This is a genomic window from Kitasatospora sp. NPDC094028, from assembly GCF_049543595.1.
GTDB lineage: Bacteria > Actinomycetota > Actinomycetes > Streptomycetales > Streptomycetaceae > Kitasatospora.
The window spans coordinates 1-19,731 of the sequence record NZ_JBMVFA010000044.1 but is presented as its reverse complement, the minus strand read 5'-3'; the positions used below and the strand labels follow the sequence as shown (position 1 = coordinate 19,731).

Annotated in this window: 17 protein-coding genes; 4 read left to right on the top strand and 13 right to left on the bottom strand. The window is 73.3% G+C overall.

Annotated features, from left to right (window positions below; all coding sequences use genetic code 11):
• Nucleotides 1–50 precede the first annotated feature (50 nt).
• The 3 genes from ACPC54_RS37650 to ACPC54_RS37640 form a co-directional block, all read right to left on the bottom strand.
• Entirely contained in the window at nucleotides 51–896 is an 846-nt protein-coding gene (locus ACPC54_RS37650) for a putative RNA methyltransferase (protein WP_498971458.1), read from the bottom strand.
• 146 nt (nucleotides 897–1,042) lie between these two features.
• On the bottom strand, nucleotides 1,043–1,759 hold the full coding sequence (locus ACPC54_RS37645) for an ATP-grasp domain-containing protein (RefSeq protein WP_498971456.1): 717 nt from the start codon (nucleotides 1,757–1,759) through the stop codon (nucleotides 1,043–1,045).
• Between the two features lie 119 nt (nucleotides 1,760–1,878).
• Nucleotides 1,879–2,766: an ATP-grasp domain-containing protein gene (locus ACPC54_RS37640; protein ID WP_498971454.1), complete on the bottom strand. Its 888-nt coding sequence runs from the start codon at nucleotides 2,764–2,766 to the stop codon at nucleotides 1,879–1,881.
• A gap of 326 nt (nucleotides 2,767–3,092) precedes the next feature.
• Here ACPC54_RS37640 and ACPC54_RS37635 point away from each other — a divergent pair, with 326 nt between their 5' ends.
• A complete protein-coding gene (locus tag ACPC54_RS37635; protein ID WP_498971452.1) occupies nucleotides 3,093–4,001 on the top strand; it encodes a GNAT family N-acetyltransferase in 909 nt (302 codons plus the stop codon).
• 37 nt (nucleotides 4,002–4,038) lie between these two features.
• Here ACPC54_RS37635 and ACPC54_RS37630 read toward each other — a convergent pair whose 3' ends face one another.
• The 4 genes from ACPC54_RS37630 to ACPC54_RS37615 form a co-directional block, all read right to left on the bottom strand.
• A complete protein-coding gene (locus ACPC54_RS37630) occupies nucleotides 4,039–4,461 on the bottom strand; it encodes a fic family toxin-antitoxin system, toxin component (protein WP_498971450.1) in 423 nt (140 codons plus the stop codon).
• Entirely contained in the window at nucleotides 4,458–4,694 is a 237-nt protein-coding gene (locus tag ACPC54_RS37625) for a toxin-antitoxin system HicB family antitoxin (protein WP_045703875.1), read from the bottom strand. The genes ACPC54_RS37630 and ACPC54_RS37625 overlap by 4 nt, the downstream gene beginning before the upstream one ends.
• 304 nt (nucleotides 4,695–4,998) lie before the next feature.
• Entirely contained in the window at nucleotides 4,999–7,587 is a 2,589-nt protein-coding gene (locus ACPC54_RS37620) for a collagenase (protein ID WP_498971448.1), read from the bottom strand.
• A gap of 194 nt (nucleotides 7,588–7,781) precedes the next feature.
• Nucleotides 7,782–8,732 carry a LysR family transcriptional regulator gene (locus tag ACPC54_RS37615; protein ID WP_498971447.1) on the bottom strand — a complete coding sequence of 317 codons (951 nt, stop codon included), beginning with the start codon at nucleotides 8,730–8,732 and terminating at the stop codon, nucleotides 7,782–7,784.
• Between the two features lie 331 nt (nucleotides 8,733–9,063).
• Here ACPC54_RS37615 and ACPC54_RS37610 point away from each other — a divergent pair, with 331 nt between their 5' ends.
• Nucleotides 9,064–9,258, top strand: coding sequence for a hypothetical protein (locus ACPC54_RS37610; RefSeq protein ID WP_498971445.1), 195 nt, complete (start codon nucleotides 9,064–9,066; stop codon nucleotides 9,256–9,258).
• Nucleotides 9,259–9,330: 72 nt separating this feature from the next.
• On the opposite strand, the gene ACPC54_RS37605 is transcribed toward ACPC54_RS37610, so the two are convergent.
• Nucleotides 9,331–10,686, bottom strand: a complete 1,356-nt coding sequence (locus tag ACPC54_RS37605; RefSeq protein ID WP_498971527.1) for a class I SAM-dependent RNA methyltransferase — start codon at nucleotides 10,684–10,686, stop codon at nucleotides 9,331–9,333.
• A gap of 341 nt (nucleotides 10,687–11,027) precedes the next feature.
• Nucleotides 11,028–13,103 carry an APC family permease gene (locus tag ACPC54_RS37600; RefSeq protein WP_498971443.1) on the bottom strand — a complete coding sequence of 692 codons (2,076 nt, stop codon included), beginning with the start codon at nucleotides 13,101–13,103 and terminating at the stop codon, nucleotides 11,028–11,030.
• Nucleotides 13,104–13,382: 279 nt separating this feature from the next.
• Here ACPC54_RS37600 and ACPC54_RS37595 point away from each other — a divergent pair, with 279 nt between their 5' ends.
• Both ACPC54_RS37595 and ACPC54_RS37590 read left to right on the top strand, forming a co-directional pair.
• Entirely contained in the window at nucleotides 13,383–14,051 is a 669-nt protein-coding gene (locus ACPC54_RS37595; RefSeq protein WP_498971442.1) for a potassium channel family protein, read from the top strand.
• Complete coding sequence (locus ACPC54_RS37590; RefSeq protein WP_498971440.1) at nucleotides 14,051–14,722, top strand: potassium channel family protein; 672 nt, start codon at nucleotides 14,051–14,053, stop codon at nucleotides 14,720–14,722. The genes ACPC54_RS37595 and ACPC54_RS37590 overlap by 1 nt, the downstream gene beginning before the upstream one ends.
• Before the next feature lie 70 nt (nucleotides 14,723–14,792).
• On the opposite strand, the gene ACPC54_RS37585 is transcribed toward ACPC54_RS37590, so the two are convergent.
• The 4 genes from ACPC54_RS37585 to ACPC54_RS37570 form a co-directional block, all read right to left on the bottom strand.
• Entirely contained in the window at nucleotides 14,793–15,512 is a 720-nt protein-coding gene (locus ACPC54_RS37585) for a DUF3159 domain-containing protein (RefSeq protein WP_498971438.1), read from the bottom strand.
• Between the two features lie 2 nt (nucleotides 15,513–15,514).
• Nucleotides 15,515–15,922, bottom strand: coding sequence for an OB-fold nucleic acid binding domain-containing protein (locus ACPC54_RS37580; RefSeq protein ID WP_498971436.1), 408 nt, complete (start codon nucleotides 15,920–15,922; stop codon nucleotides 15,515–15,517).
• A 77-nt stretch (nucleotides 15,923–15,999) separates the two neighbouring features.
• On the bottom strand, nucleotides 16,000–16,680 hold the full coding sequence (locus tag ACPC54_RS37575) for a response regulator (protein WP_045703856.1): 681 nt from the start codon (nucleotides 16,678–16,680) through the stop codon (nucleotides 16,000–16,002).
• A 97-nt stretch (nucleotides 16,681–16,777) separates the two neighbouring features.
• The gene (locus ACPC54_RS37570; RefSeq protein WP_498971434.1) at nucleotides 16,778–19,432 is read right to left on the bottom strand and encodes a sensor histidine kinase; all 2,655 of its coding nucleotides are present in this window, start codon (nucleotides 19,430–19,432) and stop codon (nucleotides 16,778–16,780) included.
• Nucleotides 19,433–19,731: the final 299 nt, after the last annotated feature.

Below are 19,731 nucleotides of genomic sequence, written 5' to 3'. Positions count from 1 at the left end.
TCAGCTGCTGACGGCCCGCACCCGAACCGGTGACCCGCCCGGTCGCGCGCTCAGCGCCGGTAGGCGGCCACCGTCACCGAGGCCGTCACCTCGACCGGCTCCGGCAGCGCGCCCAGCGCCGCCGCGAGGGCGTCCGGATCGGTGTGCCAGGCGCTCGGCCCCATCCCGACGACGGTCCGCACGTCCGCCGGCCCGAGCCGCAGGGTGAACTCGACCTCCCGCCGCCCGATGGGCGTCAGGTACGGGCCGAGCTTCTCGTCGATCCGCCGCTGCTTGTCCTCGTCGACCGACAACAGCCCGAGCGCGTCGACGAGTTCGCGCAGGTGCCGCCCGGTCGGCGAGACCAGCAGCAGGGTGGCGCCGGGGCGCAGCACGCGGTGGATCTCGGGCCCGTTGCGCGGCGCGAACACGTTGAGCATCAGGTCGGCGGTGCCGTCGCGCAGCGGCAGGGGCCGCCAGGCGTCGCAGACGACGGCGCCGATCCGGGGGTGGGCCTTGGCGGCGCGGCGCAGTGCGTACTTGGAGATGTCGAGGGCGGCGCCGGCCCGGCCGGGCAGCGCGTCGAGGACGTGCGCCAGGTAGTAGCCGGTGCCGGCGCCGAGGTCGGCGATCAGCCCGTCGTCGCCGGTCGTTTCCGCCAGTGCCTCGGCGGCGGCGTGCGCGAGCGCGTCGGCGATGGGCCGGTAGTGTCCGGCGGCGAGGAAGTCGGCGCGGGCCGCGACCATGTCGGCGGTGTCGCCGGTGCCGGTGTGGGCGTCGCCGGCGAGGAGGCTGACGTATCCCTGCTTGGCGAGGTCGAAGCTGTGCCCGGCGGGGCAGCGCAGGGTGCGCTCGTGCCGGGTGAGGGCCTGCGCGCAGAGTGGGCAGGCAAGGTGGTGCTCGATGTCCTGCAGCAACGTTCCGTCTTCCCTCGCCGTGTCGCCGTGTCGCCGTGTCGCTGTGCCGCTGTGCCGCTGTGCCGCTGTGTGCCGCCGTACCGCCGTTCGGGCCCGTACGGCTCCGGGGCCCTGACCAGCCAGCCTAACGACCCCGGCCGCCCCCTTCAGCCGGCGACGCCCACCCCGGCATTCGCCCCGACCCTTGCCCCGGCCCCCGCCCCGACGCGCAGCGCCAGCGCCGCGAGCGCCTCCGGCGCGCCCGCCTGCCCGCGGATGCCGGGGAAGGCGTTGACGTCGACGACGACCGGCTCGTCCGGTCCGTCGAGCAGGTCGACCCCGTAGACGTCGAGCCCGAACACCTCCCCCACCCGCAGCGCGAGCGCCACCCGCCCGGCGGACGGCACCCACCCGGCGCCGCCGTCCGGCTCGCTGTCGGGGACGGCGAGTTCGGAGCGCCGCCGGGCCGCGAACACCTGTCCGTCGATCACCCACAGCTTCTGGTCCCAGCCCGTCCCGGGCACGAACGGCTGGGTGACGACCGGCTCCTCGGGCCATCGGGCGGCCAGTTCCCGCAGCCGCGCGCCGCTGTCGACCAGCGCGACCAGGTCGTGCCGCCGGCTGTGCCGGCTCTTGACCACGAACGGGCTTCCCGGCCAGGCGAGTTCGCCCAACGGCCCGCCGTCCGCGGTCGCCACGAAGGGCAGCCCGGCGGGCCGGGCCCGGTCCGCCATCCGCACCCGGTCCTGGCAGAGTTCCGTCGCCGCCGCCGAGTTGACCACCGGCACGCCGCGCCGCTCCAGCTCCCGGGCCAGCGCCAGCGCCGGCCCGGTCCGGGCCTTCAGCAGGCAGACATCGACGAGTTCCCCCGACGCATCCCCCACCGCCTCACCCACCATCTCCCCCGGCCCGAGGTGTACGACCTCGCACCCCCGCCTCTCCAGCAGCCCCACGGCCGCCGCGAGCACCGGGTGCCCCGGATCCCCGGCGATCAGCCCCACCCTCACAGCGCCGCCCCCAACTCCCGGTAGGCGAAGGACTGTTCGGCGGGCACCAGGCCGCCCGGCACGGTCACGGCCGTGCCGCTGCGGGCGAGCCGCAGCACCGCCCGGGCGACCCGCTCCACGGCGTCCGGCACCTGCCGGAAGCTCGGGAAGTCGTTGACGTCCACGACCACCGGACCGTCCGGCCCGAGCAGCACGTCGACGCCGTACAGGTCGAGCCCGAACACCTCGCCGACCTGCGCCGCGATCCGTGCGACCTCCGCGGGCAGCGGCACCTGCCGCTCGCGCACACCCTGCCCGAGGTGCAGCGGGGAGGAACGTTCCGTCGCGAAGAGTTCGCCGTCGACGCAGTACACCTTCAGATCCGTGCCGGAGTTGGGCACGTACGGCTGCGCGATCAGCAGCCCCTCCCCGGCGAGGGCCGGCCCGAGGTCGAGCAGGTGGTCGGGGCTCGGCACGAGGTGGACGGCCCGCCCGGAGCTGCCGTCCGCGGGCTTGACGACGAGCGGGTACTCGGCGACGGGTATCTCGGCGAGCCGCTCCCAGCGGGCGGCGGCGTAGGTGACGGGGACGGGCAGGCCACGGGTGCGGGCGATGACCGAGGCGAGCGCCTTGTCCCGGACGCCGCGGATGGAGCGGACGTCGTTGACGGTGGTCAGGCCCACGGCGGCGGCGGCCTCCAAGAGGGTCAGCCCGGGCCCGCCGGAGACGGTCTTGAGCACCCAGGCGTCGTGGCTGCCGGCCCGGACGGCCTCGGAGATCGCCAGCAGCGAGTCGCCGGGGCGCAGTACGTCCACCCGGTGCCCCCACGCGGTGAGTTGGCGCGCCACGTCGAGCGGCATGCCGTCGCGCCGGTAGTGCTCCTCCACCAGAAAGCAGAGCCTCATGGGCCTGACTTCCCCCCTTGCCTAGCCTCGTGCGAATCGCCGCCGTCCCCCTCCGGCGGAGCCGGAAAGGCTTCAGCATGCCACGGGGTTCGTAGGCAAGATCGCTGCGAGCCGGTAAGCGTTCGGCAACAATCGGACGCCAAGGCTCCCCCAAGAGCAATCCAACTCAACGCCAAGGCGAATTCGCCGCCGGCCGCCCGGCCGCCGCCCGCCGCGCACCCCTGCCACCCCGCTCCGCCCGGAGCCGCGGCACCCGGCGCGGCGGCACCGCGCCGCCCCGCCCAAAACGGTGGCGGTCCACCCGGGTGCCTGCTTGGATGCACGCCGTGACTTCTGTTGATCATGCGCCCGACCCCGCCCTGCTCGACGAGATCGAGCGCTACTACGACGCGGTGCCACGCGCCGCCGCCCGCACCGAGGACTTCGGCCCGCTGACCCTGTTCGTCCGCGAGGGCGTCGGCTGGCCGTACTACGCCCGCCCGACGCTCGGCCACGACGGCCCGGCCGCGACCGCCGAGGACGTCCGCCGGGTGCTGGAGCGGCAGCGGGAGCTGGGCGCGCCGGAGGCCTTCGAGTGGGTGGCCGAGCAGAACCCGGCGCTGCGCGCGGCGGTGGAGGCGGCGGGGCTGACGGTGCACGAGCACCCGCTGCTGGTGCTGGGCCCGCAGGACGAGCCGGCCGCGACGCCGGAGCTCCCGGAGGGCACGCAGGTGCGGGTCCTGTCGGCGGACGCGCCGGAGCTGGCGGCCGCGGCGGCCGTCCCGCACCTGGCCTTCGGCGAGCCCGGCACCGCGATCGGCACCGCCGGAACGGCCGAACTGCCCGAGATGGCCGAGAAGTTGACGGCCGAGGGCCGGGTGGAGCAGGTCGCGCGGCGGATCTCCGCCGGCGCCACCGCGCTGGCCGCCGCCGTGGCGGGCGGCGAGGTGCTGTGCGCCGGCCAGCACAACCCGGTGGGGGCGGTCACCGAGGTGGCCGGGGTGGGCACGCTCCCGGCGGCGCGCCGGCGCGGGCTGGGCCTGGCCGTGACGGCGGCGCTGGTCGCGCACGCGCGGGAGAACGGCGTGCGGACGGTGTTCCTGTCGGCCGCCGACGAGGACGTCGCCCGGATCTACCGCCGAATCGGCTTCCGCCCGTTCGCGACGGCCCTGATCGCCGAACCCGCCGAACTTGCCGAATCCGCCGAGCCCACGGAATCCGCCGAACCCGCCGAGCCCGCCGGGTCCGCCCACTGAGCTCCTTCAGCGGGGCGGACGACGCGGACGGCGACGCTCAGTCGTCGCCCTCGTCGTCCGCCCCGCTGACCCCCTCCCCCTCGGCCTCGTCGACCACCCACGCGGCCAGCCGCTCGGCGACCCCGGACACCCCGAGGCGTCCCTCCCGGATGGCCCGGGAGAGGCTGCGCACCTCGCGGGCGGTGGTGGCGACGGTGCAGCCGCTCGCGACGAGGTAGGCGTAGGCGACGGCGGTCGCGAACAGCTCGTTGGTCTTCTCCAGGGCCGGCACCCGGATCAGCTGGTGCATCAGCGCGGCGGCGCGGTCCTGCGGTTCGGGGTAGACGTCGATGTCGAAGATCTCGGCCTGGTGCCGGGTGACGGCCGCGAGCAGCGAGCCGTAGTCGGTGACCTGCGGGTCACCGGGCGTGTACTGCTCGGCGGTCATGAGCAGCCACGAGAGGTCGACCTCCAGCTTCAACGGCGCACGTCCTGGAGGTCGCCCGGCTCCCCGAACTCGGCGAGGAAGGCGGTCTCGTACTCCTTCATGAACTGTGCGGCCGCGTCGACGAAGGCCCGCCCGGACTCGCCCATGTCCTGCTGGACCAGGCGCTCGATGTACTGGTTCATGCTGATCCCCTGCTGCTCCGCCCGTTCCCGGGCCATTTCGGCGGTCGTCGCGTCGACCCGCACGTTCAGCTGCTTCTTGCCCATGTCGTTCAAGCTAGCGCCGATGCGCTAGCACAACAAGGGCGTGCGCACACCGCCGGCACACCTCCCGCACGCCCCTGGGCAACCTGCCCGTCACCCGCGCGCGCGACACCCGAACAGCGGAACCGACCGCGCCCGCCGCACTACGACCGCACCCCGCACCCCGACCGCGCCCGCCGCCCCGCGCCCGCGCCCCGCCACACGCCCACCGGAGCCGCCGCCCGGAGCCACCCCCACGACGCCCGAAGGGCCGGGCCCGCGGCGGCAGCCACGGACCCGGCCCGGCGGACCGAAGGAGCGGGAGGGATCAGAACCGGGTGCTGACCGTCACCCCGCTGAAGTCGGTGTTCGCGTACAGGCTCACGTACCGGTACCCGGCGGTCGGGTTGCTCACCGTGATGCTCTGCGTGGTCCCGGCCTGCGTGGACGAGGCGGTGAAGGCGTGCGGCGAGGCCCAGGTGCTGTCGTTGTAGTACAGCGAGGCGGTGCCGGTGCCCCCGGTGGTGTCGATCTTCAGGGTGCTGGTGCCGGCCGGCAGGTAGACGTAGAAGTAGGCGAGGTTGCCGGCGGTGGCGGAGACGCCCGCCCGGGAGCAGTTCTGGCCGAGCGCGTCGGTGCGCGGGTCGGAGCAGGCCGGCAGGGTGGCGCCGGTGCCGGTGGCGACGGTGACGGTCGACGGGGTGCTGGCGGTGCGGCCGCTGTCGTCGGTGACGGTCAGCGCGACGGTGTAGCTGCCGGCCGCCGCGTAGGAGTGGACCGGGTTCTGCTGGTCGGAGGACGCGCCGTCGCCGAAGGTCCAGTGCCAGGAGGTGATCCGGCCGGCGCCGGTCTGCACCGACTTGTCGGTCAGGGTGACGGTCGCGCCGTTGACGGCCTGGCCGAAGAGCGCGGTCGGGCCGGCGGCGAAGCAGGCGCCGGCGGCGCAGTTGTCGAGCCAGGCGTCGAAGTCGGCGTCGTAGGCGGTGCCGACGCCGTTGTAGACCGCGTAGCCGCCCTGGTAGTCACCGGCACGGAAGTGGTTCAGCATGTTGGTGATGTCGGCCGGGTGCTTCTCGAACATGTACCGGACGGCCATGTAGCCCCACGGGTAGGTGCGGACGCTGTCCGAGTTGCCGTAGGTGTTCTGGAAGAGGGTGCTGAGCTTGTACGTGTGCTTCGCGGCCTCGGCCATCGCCTGGGTGTCGGTGGTGCCGCGGTAGGCGTAGGACTCGTACTCGGCGACGCCTTCGATCCACCAGATGTCCGGGACTGAGATCTCGGTGGAGAAGTTGCCCTTCATGTCGTAGATGCCGTCGAGGTAGTGCGTGTACTCGTGGTTGAGGTTCCACACGTTGGCGGTGAAGCCGTCGTTCCACGCCTTCTGGTACATCACGCACACGGCCCGGTTGTTCGGGTCCGTGGGGTCCATGACGGTCTGTCCACCGTTGTCGGTGGAGTTGTTGAAGATCGCCCAGGAGTAGGTCAGGTAGTCGGCCCGGTTGGCGAAGACCCCGAGGGTGAGGTTCTTGTCGTACTGATTGGGGACCGGCCCGTTGTCCTTCACCATGTTGTGGAAGAAGGTGTCCTCGCCGCGCAGGCTGGTGCAGACGGCGGAGAGGTCGGCGGGCGACAGCGACTCGGTCAGGATGGTGCGGTTGTCACAGACCAGTTGGTTGGGCAGCACCGCCGCGGTGAGCTTCGCGGGCAGGTTGCAGGTGCCGTAGTACGAGCACTGGCCGCCGTCGTAGGTGTTCGCGTTGTAGGCGGTGTGGACGTACAGCGGGCCGGTGGAGCCGGTGATCTGGATGCCGTCGAGGACGGCCTTGACCCGGCCCTTGACCGCGGCCTCGACCGCCGGGCCGTCGCCGGCCATCCTGCCGAGGTCGTTGCCCGCGTTGACGTCCAGGTACTCGTTGGCGGTGCCGAGCAGGTCCTTGTGGGCCAGCGCGAAGTCGCCCAGGGTGGTGGCGATGCTCGGGTCGGCGGCGACGGCGGAGACGAAGTCGGGGTTCCAGTTGCCGCGCCACAGCGGCGCGTTGAACACCGCGTTGACGGCCTTGAGCATCTTCGGGAACGTGTTGTACGAGTTGTTGTAGCTGTTCAGCACCTGCTTGTAGACGCCCAGGTAGCTGCCCTGGACGTTGGCGCTGTCGGTGAGGACCAGCATCTCGTTGAGGATGGTGCCGTTGGCGTCGCTGACGTCCGTCCAGTGCCGGCTCGCGAAGAACGCGTCGAGCGCCCCCTTGGAGGCGCTGGTCAGCGCGGCGTCGTACGGGCCCACGGCGCCCGCGTTGTTGGACTGCACGTACCAGCCGGCCCGCACGAAGAGCACGAGCTGCAGGATGCCGGTCGAGTTGTCGCCGGTGTAGGCCGCCGCCTGGCCCTGGAGGGCCTTGGTGACGGTCAGCATCTTGTCTTCCTTGAAGATGCTGCCGGCGTCGGTGCCGGTGACGTTGAACAGGGTGCCCACGCAGTCGGTGGTCGAGGCGGTGAGGTACGAGACCAGGCCGGCGCCGCTGCGGCTGCCGAAGTCCGCCGGGGTGCAGCTCTGGCCCGCGGCGACGGCCGTCCGGGCGGCGGCCTTGGCCTGCGGCGCGGCCGGCTGCTGCTTGCCCGGCCGGGCCGAGGTCTGCACGGTGGTGCCGGCGGGCTGGCCCATCACGACCTGGCCGAGCAGCGCCGGCGGCAGCGGGGCCGCGACCGGCGCGGTGTCCTCGTTGGGGGTGGCCGTGAGGAAGGCCCCGAGCGGCTTCGGAACGACGGAGCCCGGGTCGGTCTTCGCCGCGCCGCCCGCCGGCTGCTTCTCGGCGACGGCCGGGGCGGCGGAGGTGGTGGAGGCGGGCGAGGCGGCGAAGGCCGTCGCCGGGAGCAGGGTCGCGGCGGCGGCGCAACAGCCGGCGACGAGGCCGGCCAGCATGGTGGGGAGGGGTATCCGATGGCGCACTGGTGGGGCCCTTCTCCTGTGGGGGAGGCGCGGGAGACTGCCGAGGCGGCGATGGGGGAACGCGGCATGATCCTGCCAGCCACCACAGGCCAGAACAATGTCACAGGTCATATGACATGACCGCGGTCAGGCATAACACGGCGTCCCGCCCCCGCCCGCCGTCGCCGCTACGACCGGTACGTCCGCGCCGCCCACGCCTGGAAGGCCGGCGCCGCCGCGATCAGGTCCCGGTACGCCGCGGCCGCCGCCCCGAACAGCGTCTCCACCACCTCCCCGCCCACCCCGGCCGCCCGCCAGACCAGCAGCTGCCGGCACCAGATCGGGGTGCCGGCGAGCGGCTTGACCACCACGTCGGCGAGCGGCCGGGTGGTCGCCTGGACGACGGAGACGCCGAGCCCGGCGGAGATCAGCTCCTGCAACTCCAGCCGCCCGCCCAGGAACTGGTGGACGGTCACCGGGGCGAACCCGGCCGCGGCGCAGGCCCCGTGGAACACCTGGTGCCAGCCGGCCCCGTCGTCGGGGGTCAGCAGCCACTCCTCCCCGGCGAGTTCCGCCAGCGCCACCTCGGTCCGGTGCCGGAGCCGGTGCCCGGCGGGCAGTGCGACGAAGCCCGGCTCGGTGACGATGCCCCGGTGTGCGACGGCCTCCGAGTGCCGCAGCTCCCGGCCCGGGTAGTCCATCGCCACGGCGGCGTCCGCCTCGCCCCGTTCCAGCAGGTCGACGATGTCCGACGACCGGTAGACGGACGTCATGGTGAAGCGCTGCTCGGGGCGCTGGTGCCGGGCCCGGGTGACCAGCCCGGGCAGGATCGGCGAGTTGGTCGCCGCCAGCCGCAGCTCGCGCGGAACGGGCCCGGCAGGGGCGTCCGGGCGGCGGCCCAGGCAGTCGGCGCGGGACAGCAGCTCCCGCGCCGCGGCCACCACCTCGATCCCGAAGCCGGTCGGCGCGACGCCGACCGCGGTGCGCTCGAACAGCGGGGCCCCCAGGTGGCGTTCGATCCGGCGCAGCTGGGTGCTGGTCGCCGGCTGCGAGGCGCCGAGCAGCACGGCGGCCCGGCCGACGCTCCCGGTGTCGGCGATGGCACACAGCACGCGCAGGTGCCGCAGCTCCAGCTCCATGACGCTCCCCCCTCACGCACCGGCCGATCCGGGCCTTCGTCGCGTGGCGCCACAAGGCGACGGCGCTGTGCAACGGCACACATGACATGTCAGCGGCTTACCTTCACCCCCGCGAATTGCCTCGTCAAGACCCTTCCGGGGGTCCGGCGGCCACCCCGGCGCCATCTTTTACCGGCGCATTGCCCAGGGCGTGTTCCGGCGGGTCGCCCACGGCGTGCCCGCCGCCCGGCCCGCCGGGGCGCGGGAGACTTGAAGAGTGCTTCAGCATCCGGGACGCTGAACTGTCCTGAGCGTTCCCCCGAGCGGCACCGACCGGTGCGGAGGCCGGCAGATGACAGCCATGTTCGACCAGGAGCTGCGCGAGCAGCTCGCCCAGGCCCGGCGGGACCTCGCGGTGGCCCGGGCGGAAGGGGACGCCGACGGCGTCCAGGCCTACGAGGGGCGGATCGCCGGGCTGATCCGGCTCGCCGCCCAGCACGGCATCGACCTTCCGCACAGCGCCGACGAGGAGGAGCACAACGGCTGACCGCGCGGCCCGAACGCCGAGGAGGCGGCCACCCCGTACGGGTGACCGCCTCCTCCCATGAGCCGCGCGGGGTCACTCCCCGGCCGGCTCCAGGATCGCCACGCACTCGAAGTGGTGGGTCATCGGGAACAGGTCGAAGGCCCGCAGCGAGACCGGCCGGTAGCCGCCCTCGCGGAAGAACTTCAGGTCCCGGGCGAGCGCCGCCGGGTCGCAGGCCACGTACGCGATCCGGCGCGCCTCCAGGCCGACCAGGTGCGCGACGGTCTCCCGCCCGGCGCCCGCGCGCGGCGGGTCGAGGACGATCAGGTCGGTGGCGGTGATGCCGGTGCGCGGCAGCAGCGTCTCGACGCGGTCGCACTCGATCCGGACGTTCTCCAGCGCGGCCAGGTTGTGCCGGGCGTCGTCGACGGCCTGCTTGGCGGACTCGATGCCGAGCACCGCGCCGTCCTCGCCGACCCGGTCGGCCAGCGCGCCCGCGAACAGGCCGACGCCGCAGTACAGGTCGAGCGCGTTCTCGCCCCACTGCGGGTCCAGGCCGTCCAGCACCGCGTCGACCAGGGTGTCCGGCGCCTCGGGGTGGATCTGCCAGAAGCCGCCGTTGCTGACCCGCCAGGTCCGCCCGGCGGCCCGCTCGCGCACGAAGGAGCGCCCGTGCACCTTGTGCAGGCCGCCGTGGTCGTCCACCCGGGCGATCGACACCGGCTTGTCCAGCTCGACGATCGGCAGCTGGGCGCCGTCGCGCGGGGTGAGCACCACCTGGCGGTCCGAGGAGCCGGTCGCGGCGACCGCCTCGACGGTGGCCACGCCCGGCCAGTCGCGGGCCTCGATGCCGAGCTCGGTGACGCCCTCGGCGGCGATCAGGCAGCGGTCCACCACCTGCACGTCGTGCGAGCGGTGCTTGCGCAGCCCGACCTTGCCGGTCGCCGCGTCGACCGCGTACTGCACCCGGGTGCGCCAGGCCGGCACCTGCCCGGCCGGCAGCTTGCCGCCGACCGGCTCGACGCTGCCGTCCCAGCCGGCCTCCTCGGGGGTGAGCCCGGCGAGCTTGGCCAGCTGCTCGGTCAGCACCGACGCCTTGAGCTTGCGCTGCCCGCCCGGGGTGACGTGCTGCCAGTCGCAGCCGCCGCACTTTCCGGGCCCGGCGAACGGGCAGGGCGCCTCGATCCGCTCCTTGGCGGGCTCCAGCACCTCGACGGCGTCGGCCCGCAGGAAGCGCGAGGTGGTGGTGCCCTCGGTCACCTGCGCGACGATCCGCTCGCCAGGCAGCGCGTGCCGGACGAACAGCACCCGGCCCTCGTGCCGGGCGACGCAGTGCCCGCCGCCGTGCGCGACCGGGCCGACCTCGACCTCGTACCGCTCGCCGACCAGCGGGTCCCCGGACGGCGCCTGCGGCCGCTGCGCCCGGGGGGCGTCGCCGCCCGTGCGCAGCGCCTTCGGCGGCCGCACCGCCTGCTTGCGCGGCGCCTTGCGCGCAGCGCCGCCCGCGGCGCCCTTGCCGGCCTTGCCGGCCTTCGCCGACGGCTCGCCCTTGGCGCCCTTGTCGGCCCGGGCCGGGCGGTCGGCCTTCGCGGGCTTGTCGGTCGTGCGGGCCTCGGGCTCCCCCGGCACGACCGGCGCCGTGCGCGCCGTCAGTCCGTCGCGGTCGGTGGCCTCCGGGCGGGCCGGCCGGCCCCAGCGCGGCCGGGCCACCTGCCCGGGCTGGGAGCCGCCCCGACGGGCGCCCTTGCCCTTGCCGGAGGCGCCGGAGGAGCGGGACGGAGTGTTGCGGGTCACTGGGCGGAGTCCTTGCTGCGGTCGGTGGGGGCGCCGGCGGTCGAGCCGGTGCGCGCGGAATCCTTCGACTGTACGGCCTTCGGCGCCCGCGGCTCGCCACGCCGGACGGAGCCCGGCGCCGACCAGGCCTTCTGCGGCCGGCGCCGCTCCGAGGACTCCAGCTGCCACGGCACCGAGGTGACCATCACGCCGGGCTTGAACAGCAGCCGCCCCTTGAGCCGCAGCGCGCTCTGGTTGTGCAGCAGGTGCTCGTACCAGCGGCCGACCACGTACTCGGGGATGTACACCGACACCACGTCGCGCGGGCTGGCCCGGCGCAGGTTCTTCACGTAGTCCAGCACCGGCCCGGTGACCTCCCGGTACGGCGAGTCCAGCACCTTGAGCGGCACCTCGATGCCGCGCTCGTGCCACTCCCGCCGCAGCGCCGCGGTGTCCTCCGGGTCGACGTTGACGGTGATCGCCTCCAGCGTGTGGGGGCGGGCCAGCCGGGCGTAGGCGAGGGCCCGCAGCGCCGGCTTGTGCAGCTTGGAGACCAGCACGACGGCGTGTACCCGGGTGGGCAGCGCCGTGTCGTCCGGGTCGTCGTCGGCGGTCAGCTCGTCGGAGACCCGGTCGTAGTGGCGGCGGATGCCCTTCATCATCACGTACAGCACGACCATCGCGGCGATCGCGATCCAGGCGTGGCTGATCTTGGTGACCAGGACGACGATCAGCACGGCCATGGTCATCACCAGGCCGAACGCGTTGATCGCCCGGCTGCGCTGCATGTGGCGGCGCTGCGCCGGGTCGGTCTCGGTGCGCAGCAGCCGGGTCCAGTGCCGGATCATCCCGGACTGGCTCATGTTGAAGGAGACGAAGACGCCGACGATGTACAGCTGGATCAGCCGGTTGGGGTCGGCGTCGAAGGCGACGACGAGCAGCATCGCGGCGATCGCCAGCAGGATGATGCCGTTGGAGAAGGCCAGCCGGTCGCCGCGGGTGTGCAGCTGGCGGGGCAGGTAGCGGTCCTGGGCGAGGATCGAGCCGAGCACCGGGAAGCCGTTGAAGGCGGTGTTGGCGGCGAGCACCAGGATCAGGCCGGTGACGGCGGCGACGAAGTAGAAGCCGGGCGTGAAGTTGTTGAACACGGCCTCGCTGATCTGGGCCAGCGCGGTCTTCTGGTGGTAGTCGGGCGCGGCACCGGCGAGCTGCTCGGCCGGGTTCTCGGCCATCTGGACGCCGGTGAGGCGGGCCAGCCAGATGATGCCCATGAACATCACCACGGCGATGCTGGCCATCATCAGCAGGGTGGTGGCCGCGTTCTTGCTCTTGGGCTTGCGGAACGCGGGCACGCCGTTGGAGATCGCCTCCACGCCGGTGAGCGCGGCGCAGCCGGAGGAGAAGGACTTGAGCAGCAGGAAGACCATCGCGAAGCCGGCCAGCGAGCCGTTCCCGGGGGTCGGTTCGAGGGTGAAGCCGGAGCTCTCGGCGGGCATGTCCTGGCCGAGCAGGAAGTGCCGGACGAAGCCGTAGCCGACCATCCCGACGACGCCGATCATGAAGGCGTAGGTGGGGACGGCGAAGGCGCTGCCGGATTCGCGCACGCCGCGCAGGTTCATGCCCATCAGCAGCACGATGACGACCACGGACACCAGTTGTTCGTGGCCGCGCAGCGCCGGGACGGCGGAGACGACGTTGGCCACGCCCGAGGTGGTGGAGACGGCGACGGTCAGCACGTAGTCGACCATCAGGGCGGCGGCCACCACCAGGCCGGCGTTGGGGCCGTGGTTGACGGTGGCGACCTCGTAGTCGCCCCCGCCGCTGGGGTAGGCGTGGACGTTCTGCCGGTAGGAGGCGACGACGGCGAGCATCACGATCGCCACGACGAGGCCGATCTGCCAGGAGAAGTGGATCGCCGAGGCGCCCGCGACGGACAGCGTGAGCAGGATCTCCTCGGGGGCGTACGCGACCGAGGAGAGCGCGTCCGAGGCGAAGACGGGCAGCGCGATCCGCTTGGGGAGGAGTGTCTCCCCGAGTTTGTCGCTGCGCAGGGCGCGCCCGATCAGGATGCGTTTCGGAAGGTCTGTCGGCATAGGCACGTTAAGGAATCGTAGGGGTTCCGCCCGAAGGCTTGCGCCGGAGTTACCCCCCTTCATCGCGACTGCGTTCGGTGGACCGGCTAGCGTGTCGGATACGAGCCGGCGGGCAACACTGTCGTTGTCGGGCGCTGTCGAGCGTCGTCGACACCTGTCGAACGTTGCCGGGCCGGTCCCCCACACGAGCACTCGCCCCGGAGCCAGTCGGGGCGGGAAACGGAGATGAGCGGTGTTTGCGCAGGTCAAGACCCCTACGGAACGCGTGAGGTAGCGCCGGTGCACATCGTCATCATGGGCTGCGGCCGCGTGGGCTCGGCCCTCGCGCGCGCTCTGGAGAAACAGGGCCACTCGGTGGCCGTGGTCGACCAGGACCCGACCGCGTTCCGCCGGCTGGGTGCCGGGTTCAACGGCCGCCGGGTGACCGGTGTCGGCTTCGACCAGGACACCCTGCGCGAGGCGGGCATCGAGGAGGCGGGCGCGTTCGCCGCGGTCTCCAGTGGCGACAACTCGAACATCATCGCCGCGCGGGTGGCCCGGGAGACCTTCGGCGTGGAGAACGTCGCGGCCCGCATCTACGACCCGCGCCGCGCCGAGGTGTACCAGCGCCTGGGCATCCCGACCGTGGCGACGGTCCGCTGGACGGCCGACCAGATGCTGCGCCGGCTGCTGCCGAGCGGCGCCGAGCCGCTGTGGCAGGACCCGAGCGGCAGCGTCCAGCTCGCCGAGGTGGCGTACGACCCGAGCTGGGTCGGCCACCGGATCGGCAGGCTGGAGGAGGCCTCCGGTACCCGGGTGGCGTTCGTCACCCGGCTCGGCGAGGGCGTGCTGCCCTCGCCGCAGATGGTGGTGCAGGAGGGCGACCTGGTGCACGTGATGCTGCGCCGGGCCGACCTGACGGCCGTCGAGGCCGCGTTCGCGCAGGGGCCGAAGGAGGAGGGTCACTGATGCGGGTCGCCATTGCCGGGGCCGGTGCCGTGGGCCGCTCGATCGCGGGCGAGCTGCTGGAGAACGGCCACGAGGTCCTGCTGATCGACAAGAACCCGAACTCCATCTCGGTGGAGCGGGTCCCGATGGCGGAGTGGCTGCTGGCCGACGCCTGCGAGATCACCTCGCTGGACGAGGCGGCGCTGCAGCGCTGCCACGTGGTGATCGCCGCGACCGGTGACGACAAGGTCAACCTGGTCGTGTCGCTGCTCGCCAAGACGGAGTACGCGGTGCCGCGGGTCGTCGCCCGGGTGAACAACCCGAAGAACGAGTGGCTGTTCAACGAGTCCTGGGGCGTGGACGTGGCCGTGTCCACCCCGCGGCTGATGTCCGCCCTGGTCGAGGAGGCGGTCAGCGTCGGCGACCTGGTCCGTCTGATGCGCTTCAGCCAGGGCAACGCCAACCTGGTCGAGCTGACCCTGGCCTCCGACACGGAGCTGGTCGGTACCCGGGTGGGCGACGTGGCCTGGCCGCAGGACACCGCACTGGTCACCATCATCCGCGAGGGGCGGGTGCTGGTGCCGGGCAAGGACGACACCCTGGAGGGCGGCGACGAGCTGCTCTTCGTCGCCGCGCAGGAGCGCGAGGAGGAGCTGGAGCAGCTGCTGTCCTCGTCCTCCGGCGCCCAGTAGGGGCCGGCGGCACGGCGAAGGGCCCGCACCCACCCGGGTGCGGGCCCTTCGCCGTGTGCGGCCGGAGCGGCTACTTCGCCGGCTCCTCCTCGTCGTCCAGCTGCGCCTTGATCGGCGGCGGCGCCTTCAGCAGGATCTGCCAGGTGACGTACATCGCCAGCAGCATCGGCGGGATGCCGAGGGCGACCTTCAGCCAGCCGAGCAGGTTGACGTTGTGGGTGAAGTACAGCGGGAAGAGGATCACCGGCTTGAGGCCCATGATCACCACCCAGGCCCAGGTCGCCTTGGTGTAGGCGGCGAAGCGGCCCGGGTTCTCCTTGCGCCAGGTGAACATCTCGCCGGTGATCGGGCCGAGCATCAGGCCGATCATCGGCCAGCGCACCAGGGCGGAGACCGCGAAGCCGGCGCAGTAGGCGACGTTCCAGAGCAGGCCGGGCAGGTAGAAGTCCTCGGCCTTGCCGCTCTTCATCGCGATCCAGGCGCCGAGGGCGACGCCGAACACGCCGCTGAAGGCGTGCTGGATGGTCTCCCGCCGTGCCAGTCGGGCCACCACGAACAGCGCGCTCAGGCCGAGCGCGGCCCAGGCGGCCGCGCTCACCTGGTGGGTGATGTTGTAGGTGACGATGAAGACCAGGCCGGGCAGCGTCATGTCGACCATGCCGCGCACGCCGCCGAAGGCCTGCAGGACGGTGTCGGCAGCCTCCTTGGAGGCGGCGGCCCGCCGGGCGGCCTCCTCGGCGGCGTCGGATCCGAGCTGGGTGGCGGCGTCTCCGCCGGGCTGGTTGCTCACGCTCACTCGCTCCCGTGTCCGACCGGACGCAGCTCGTATCGGGGGTTGAACAGCACGCGGCGCCCGCGTGCGTGGCTGATCCGGCCGCTGGCGACCACCCGGCGGCCGGGCTCTATGCCCGCGATCGAGCGGCGGCCCAGCCAGACCATGTCCAGCGCCTCGGTGCCGTCGAAGAGTTCGGCCTCCAGCGCGGGCACCCCGGCCCGGGGGCGCAGCGTCACCGTGCGCAGCGTTCCGGCGACGGTGACCAGCTCGCGGTCGGCGCAGGCGGCGATCGGCCGGCTGCCCGCCTCGGCCGCGCTCTCCTGGCGCAGTTCCTCGGCCTGCAGCTCCTCGGTCGAGGAGGTCAGCCGGCTGAGCATGCGGCGCAGGCGGCCGGGCGGCTGGTCGCCGTTCTTGTCACCACTCATGCCGGAAGGGTACCGGTTCCGCCGCCCCCGGCGGCAGGCCGTTCGACCACCGGGGGCGCCCTCGGATCGGTCCCGAACTAGCTCTCGAAGCGGTAGCCCATGCCCGGTTCGGTGATGAAGTGGCGCGGGTGCGAGGGGTCGCGCTCCAGCTTGCGGCGCAGCTGGGCGAGGTAGACCCGCAGGTAGTTGGTCTCGGTGCGGTAGGCGGGGCCCCACACCTCCTGGAGCAGCTGGGTCTGGCTGACGAGCCGTCCGGCGTTGCGGACCAGCACCTCCAGCAGGTGCCACTCGGTCGGGGTGAGGCGGACGTCGGTGCCGTCCCGGTTGACCTTCTTGGCGGCGAGGTCGACGGTGAAGCTCTCGGTGACGACCAGCGAGTCGTCCTCCCCGGCGACGGGCTCGGCGCGGCGGACGGCGGCGCGCATCCGGGCGAGCAGTTCGTCCATGCCGAAGGGCTTGGTGACGTAGTCGTCGGCGCCGGCGTCCAGCGCCTCGACCTTCTCGTCGGAGGCGTGCCGGGCGGACAGCACGATGATCGGCACCCGGGTCCAGCCGCGCAGGCCGCGGATCACCTCGACGCCGTCCATGTCGGGCAGGCCCAGGTCGAGGACGACGACGTCGGGATGGCGGGCGGCGGCCAGTTCCAGGGCGCCGGCGCCGTCGTGGGCCGCGTCGACCTCGTACTTGCGGGCCTTGAGGTTGATCACCAGCGCGCGGACGATCTGCGGTTCGTCGTCCACGACGAGGACCCGGGTCATGTTCGGGCTCCGCCTTTCAGGGCTGTCTGACGTTCGGACTGGGGGCCATCAAGTCGGCGGGGCGTCCGGCCGGACCGGGCCGGTGCGCCGCCGGGTGTCACGTGATCAGCTCCGAGAGCCGGTCGCGGCCGTCGCCGGCCGGCCCACCCGGTTCGGAGGGGTCGGAAGGTTCGGAGGGTTCGAAGGGTGTGGCCGGTCCGCCCGCGTCGGCAGGCTCGGGCGGCCGCTCGGCGGCGGGCAGGCTGACGACCATGGTGAGCCCGCCGCCCGGGGTGTCCTCGGCGGTGACGGTACCGTCCATCGCCTCGACGAAGCCGCGCGCCACCGCGAGCCCGAGGCCCACGCCGGCGCCGCGCGGTGCGTCGCCGTAGCGCTGGAACGGCGCGAAGATCCGCTCCTTGGCGTCCTCGGGCACCCCCGGGCCGCGGTCGACGATCCGCAGCTCGACCCGGCCGGGCCCGCCGGGCTGGTGCAGCGCGTCGGCCTTGACGAGCACCCGCACGCCGTCCGGGCTGTACTTGACGGCGTTCTCGACCAGGTTGGCGAGCGAACGCTCCAGCAGGCCGCCGTCCGCCCGGATCATCGGCAGCGTCTCCGGCACGTCCAGCCGTACGGACTCCGGCGGCACGCCGCCGAGCGCGTAGGGCACCACCTCGTCGAGGTCGGTCTCCTGGATCAGCGGGGTGACGGTGCCGGTCTGCAGCCGGCTCATGTCGAGCAGGTTGTTGATCAGGTGGTCCAGGCGGTCCGCCCCGGCCTCGATGCCGGCCAGCAGCTCGGCCTCGTCCTCCGGGCCCCACTCGACGTCGTCCGAGCGCAGCGAGCTCACCGAGGCCTTGATGCCGGCCAGCGGGGTGCGCAGGTCGTGCGAGACGGCGGCGAGCAGGGCGGTGCGGATCCGGTTGCCCTCGGCCTCCCGGCGCGCGGCCGCCGCCTCCCGGGCCAGCCGGCGGCGCTCCAGCACCACGGCGGCCTGCGCGGCGAAGGCCCCGAGCAGGCGGCGGTCCGCGCCGGGCAGCACCCGGCCGCGCAGCACCAGCGCCAGGCTGTCGCCGACCGGGACGTCCACGTCGGCGTCGTCCGGCCGCTCCGGCGGGCACGGCCCCGCGCTGGCCACCGCCGCCCAGGCGCCCAGCGGGTCCGGGCGCTCCAGCAGTGCGGCGCTCTCCTGCCCGAAGGTCTCCCGCACCTGCTCCATCAGCGCGGTCAGCACGCCGTCCCCGTTCGGGGCGCCACGCAGCACCGTGCCTGCCAGCGCGCTGAGCGTCTGCGCCTCGGCCTGGGCGCGGGCCGCCTGGTGGGTGCGCCGGGCGGCCAGGTCCACGACGGAGGCGACCGAGATGCCGACCACCGTGAAGATCGCCACCGCCATGATGTTCTGCGGCTCGTTGATGGTGAAGGTGTGCAGCGGCGGCGTGAAGTAGTAGTTCAGCACCGAGGAGCCGACCAGCGCCGAGCCGATGGCCGGCAGCAGGCCGCCGACCAGCGCGGCCAGCACCGTCAGCGACAGGAACAGCAGCATGTCGGTGGACAGCCCCAGCCCGCCGATCGCGGTCAGCACGACCGCCATCAGCGGCGGCCCGGCCAGGCCGACCAGCCAGCCGGCGACGGTCCGGGTGCGGCCCAGGTCGGTGATCCTGCGGACCGGGATCTTGCCGCGGCGCACGTGCCCGGCGTGCTCGTGGGTGACCATGTGGACGTCGATGTCCCCGGCCTTCTGGGTGACCAGGGTGCCCACGCCGGGCCCGTACAGGTACTGCCAGCCGGGGCGGCGACTGGTGCCCAGCACGATCTGGGTCGCGTTCACGCCGCGGGCGAAGTCCAGCAGCCCGGCGGCCGGGTCGTCGCCGAGGACGTTGTGGAAGGTGCCGCCGAGGCTCTCCACGAGGGCGCGCTGCTCGATCAGGGTCTGCGGCGAGCCGGAGCCGGCGAGGCCGTCCGAGCGGGAGATGTGCACGGCGAGGAGTTCACCGCCGGAGACCCGGGCGGCGATCCGGGCCGCCCGGCGGATCAGCGTCGCCCCCTCGGGACCGCCGGTCAGGCCGACCACGATCCGCTCCCGGGCCTGCCAGGTACCCTCGATGCCCTGCTCGGCCCGGTACTTCTGCAGGTACTCGTCCACCCGGTCGGCGGTCCACAGCAGGGCCAGCTCGCGCAGCGCGGTCAGGTTGCCCGGGCGGAAGTAGTTGGCGAGCGCGGCGTCGATCTTCTCCGGCGCGTACACGTTGCCGTGCGCCAGCCGGCGCCGCAGCGCCTGCGGGGACATGTCGACGAGCTCGATCTGGTCCGCCCGCCGCACCACCTCGTCCGGCACGGTCTCCCGCTGCCGCACCCCGGTGATGCCCTCGACGGCGTCCCCCAGCGACTCCAGGTGCTGGACGTTCACCGTCGAGATCACGTCGATGCCCGCGGCCAGCAGCTCCTCGACGTCCTGCCAGCGCTTGGCGTTGCGGCAGCCCGGGATGTTGGTGTGGGCGAGCTCGTCGACCAGCGCCACCTGCGGGCGGCGGGCCAGCACCGCGTCCAGGTCCATCTCGGAGAACCTGGCGCCCCGGTGCATCACCTGCTGCCGCAGCACGACCTCCAGCCCGGCGACGAGGTCCGCGGTACGACGCCGGCCGTGGTCCTCCACGAACGCCACCACGACGTCCGTGCCGCGCTCCTGCCGCCGGTGCGCCTCGGCGAGCATGGCGTACGTCTTGCCGACCCCGGGGGCAGCCCCGAGGTAGATGCGCAGCCTGCCTCGTCCCATGAGCACCATTCTTGATCCGGCCCAGCCGGGGAGCCACCCCCGGACACCTGTTCCCCTCCCCTTCGAGACTACGGCGTGGGCGGCGATATTCCGCTGATCAGTGCGCTGATCACGGGGTTTTAGCGGCATATTGACGGCAAACCAGCCAGTCGGCGGGGGCCGGTCGGGGGGTCCCCGGACACTCCCGACCGATATCCGGAAACGCGGAAACGCGAAAAACCCCCATCCGGAATCCGGATGGGGGTTTCTCTGAAGAATTGTTCGGCGGCGTCCTACTCTCCCACAGGGTCCCCCCTGCA

Bases quoted from the DNA above. Each gene is read 5' to 3' on its own strand.
- ACPC54_RS37640 (WP_498971454.1), bottom strand. From the start codon at position 2,766: ATGAGGCTCTGCTTTCTGGTGGAGGAGCACTACCGGCGCGACGGCATG.
- ACPC54_RS37625 (WP_045703875.1), bottom strand. From the start codon at position 4,694: ATGGGCAAGAAGCAGCTGAACGTGCGGGTCGACGCGACGACCGCCGAA.
- ACPC54_RS37620 (WP_498971448.1), bottom strand. From the start codon at position 7,587: ATGCTGGCCGGCCTCGTCGCCGGCTGTTGCGCCGCCGCCGCGACCCTG.
- ACPC54_RS37615 (WP_498971447.1), bottom strand. From the start codon at position 8,732: ATGGAGCTGGAGCTGCGGCACCTGCGCGTGCTGTGTGCCATCGCCGAC.
- ACPC54_RS37610 (WP_498971445.1), top strand. From the start codon at position 9,064: ATGACAGCCATGTTCGACCAGGAGCTGCGCGAGCAGCTCGCCCAGGCC.
- ACPC54_RS37600 (WP_498971443.1), bottom strand. From the start codon at position 13,103: ATGCCGACAGACCTTCCGAAACGCATCCTGATCGGGCGCGCCCTGCGC.
- ACPC54_RS37590 (WP_498971440.1), top strand. From the start codon at position 14,051: ATGCGGGTCGCCATTGCCGGGGCCGGTGCCGTGGGCCGCTCGATCGCG.
- ACPC54_RS37580 (WP_498971436.1), bottom strand. From the start codon at position 15,922: ATGAGTGGTGACAAGAACGGCGACCAGCCGCCCGGCCGCCTGCGCCGC.
- ACPC54_RS37575 (WP_045703856.1), bottom strand. From the start codon at position 16,680: ATGACCCGGGTCCTCGTCGTGGACGACGAACCGCAGATCGTCCGCGCG.
- ACPC54_RS37570 (WP_498971434.1), bottom strand. From the start codon at position 19,432: ATGGGACGAGGCAGGCTGCGCATCTACCTCGGGGCTGCCCCCGGGGTC.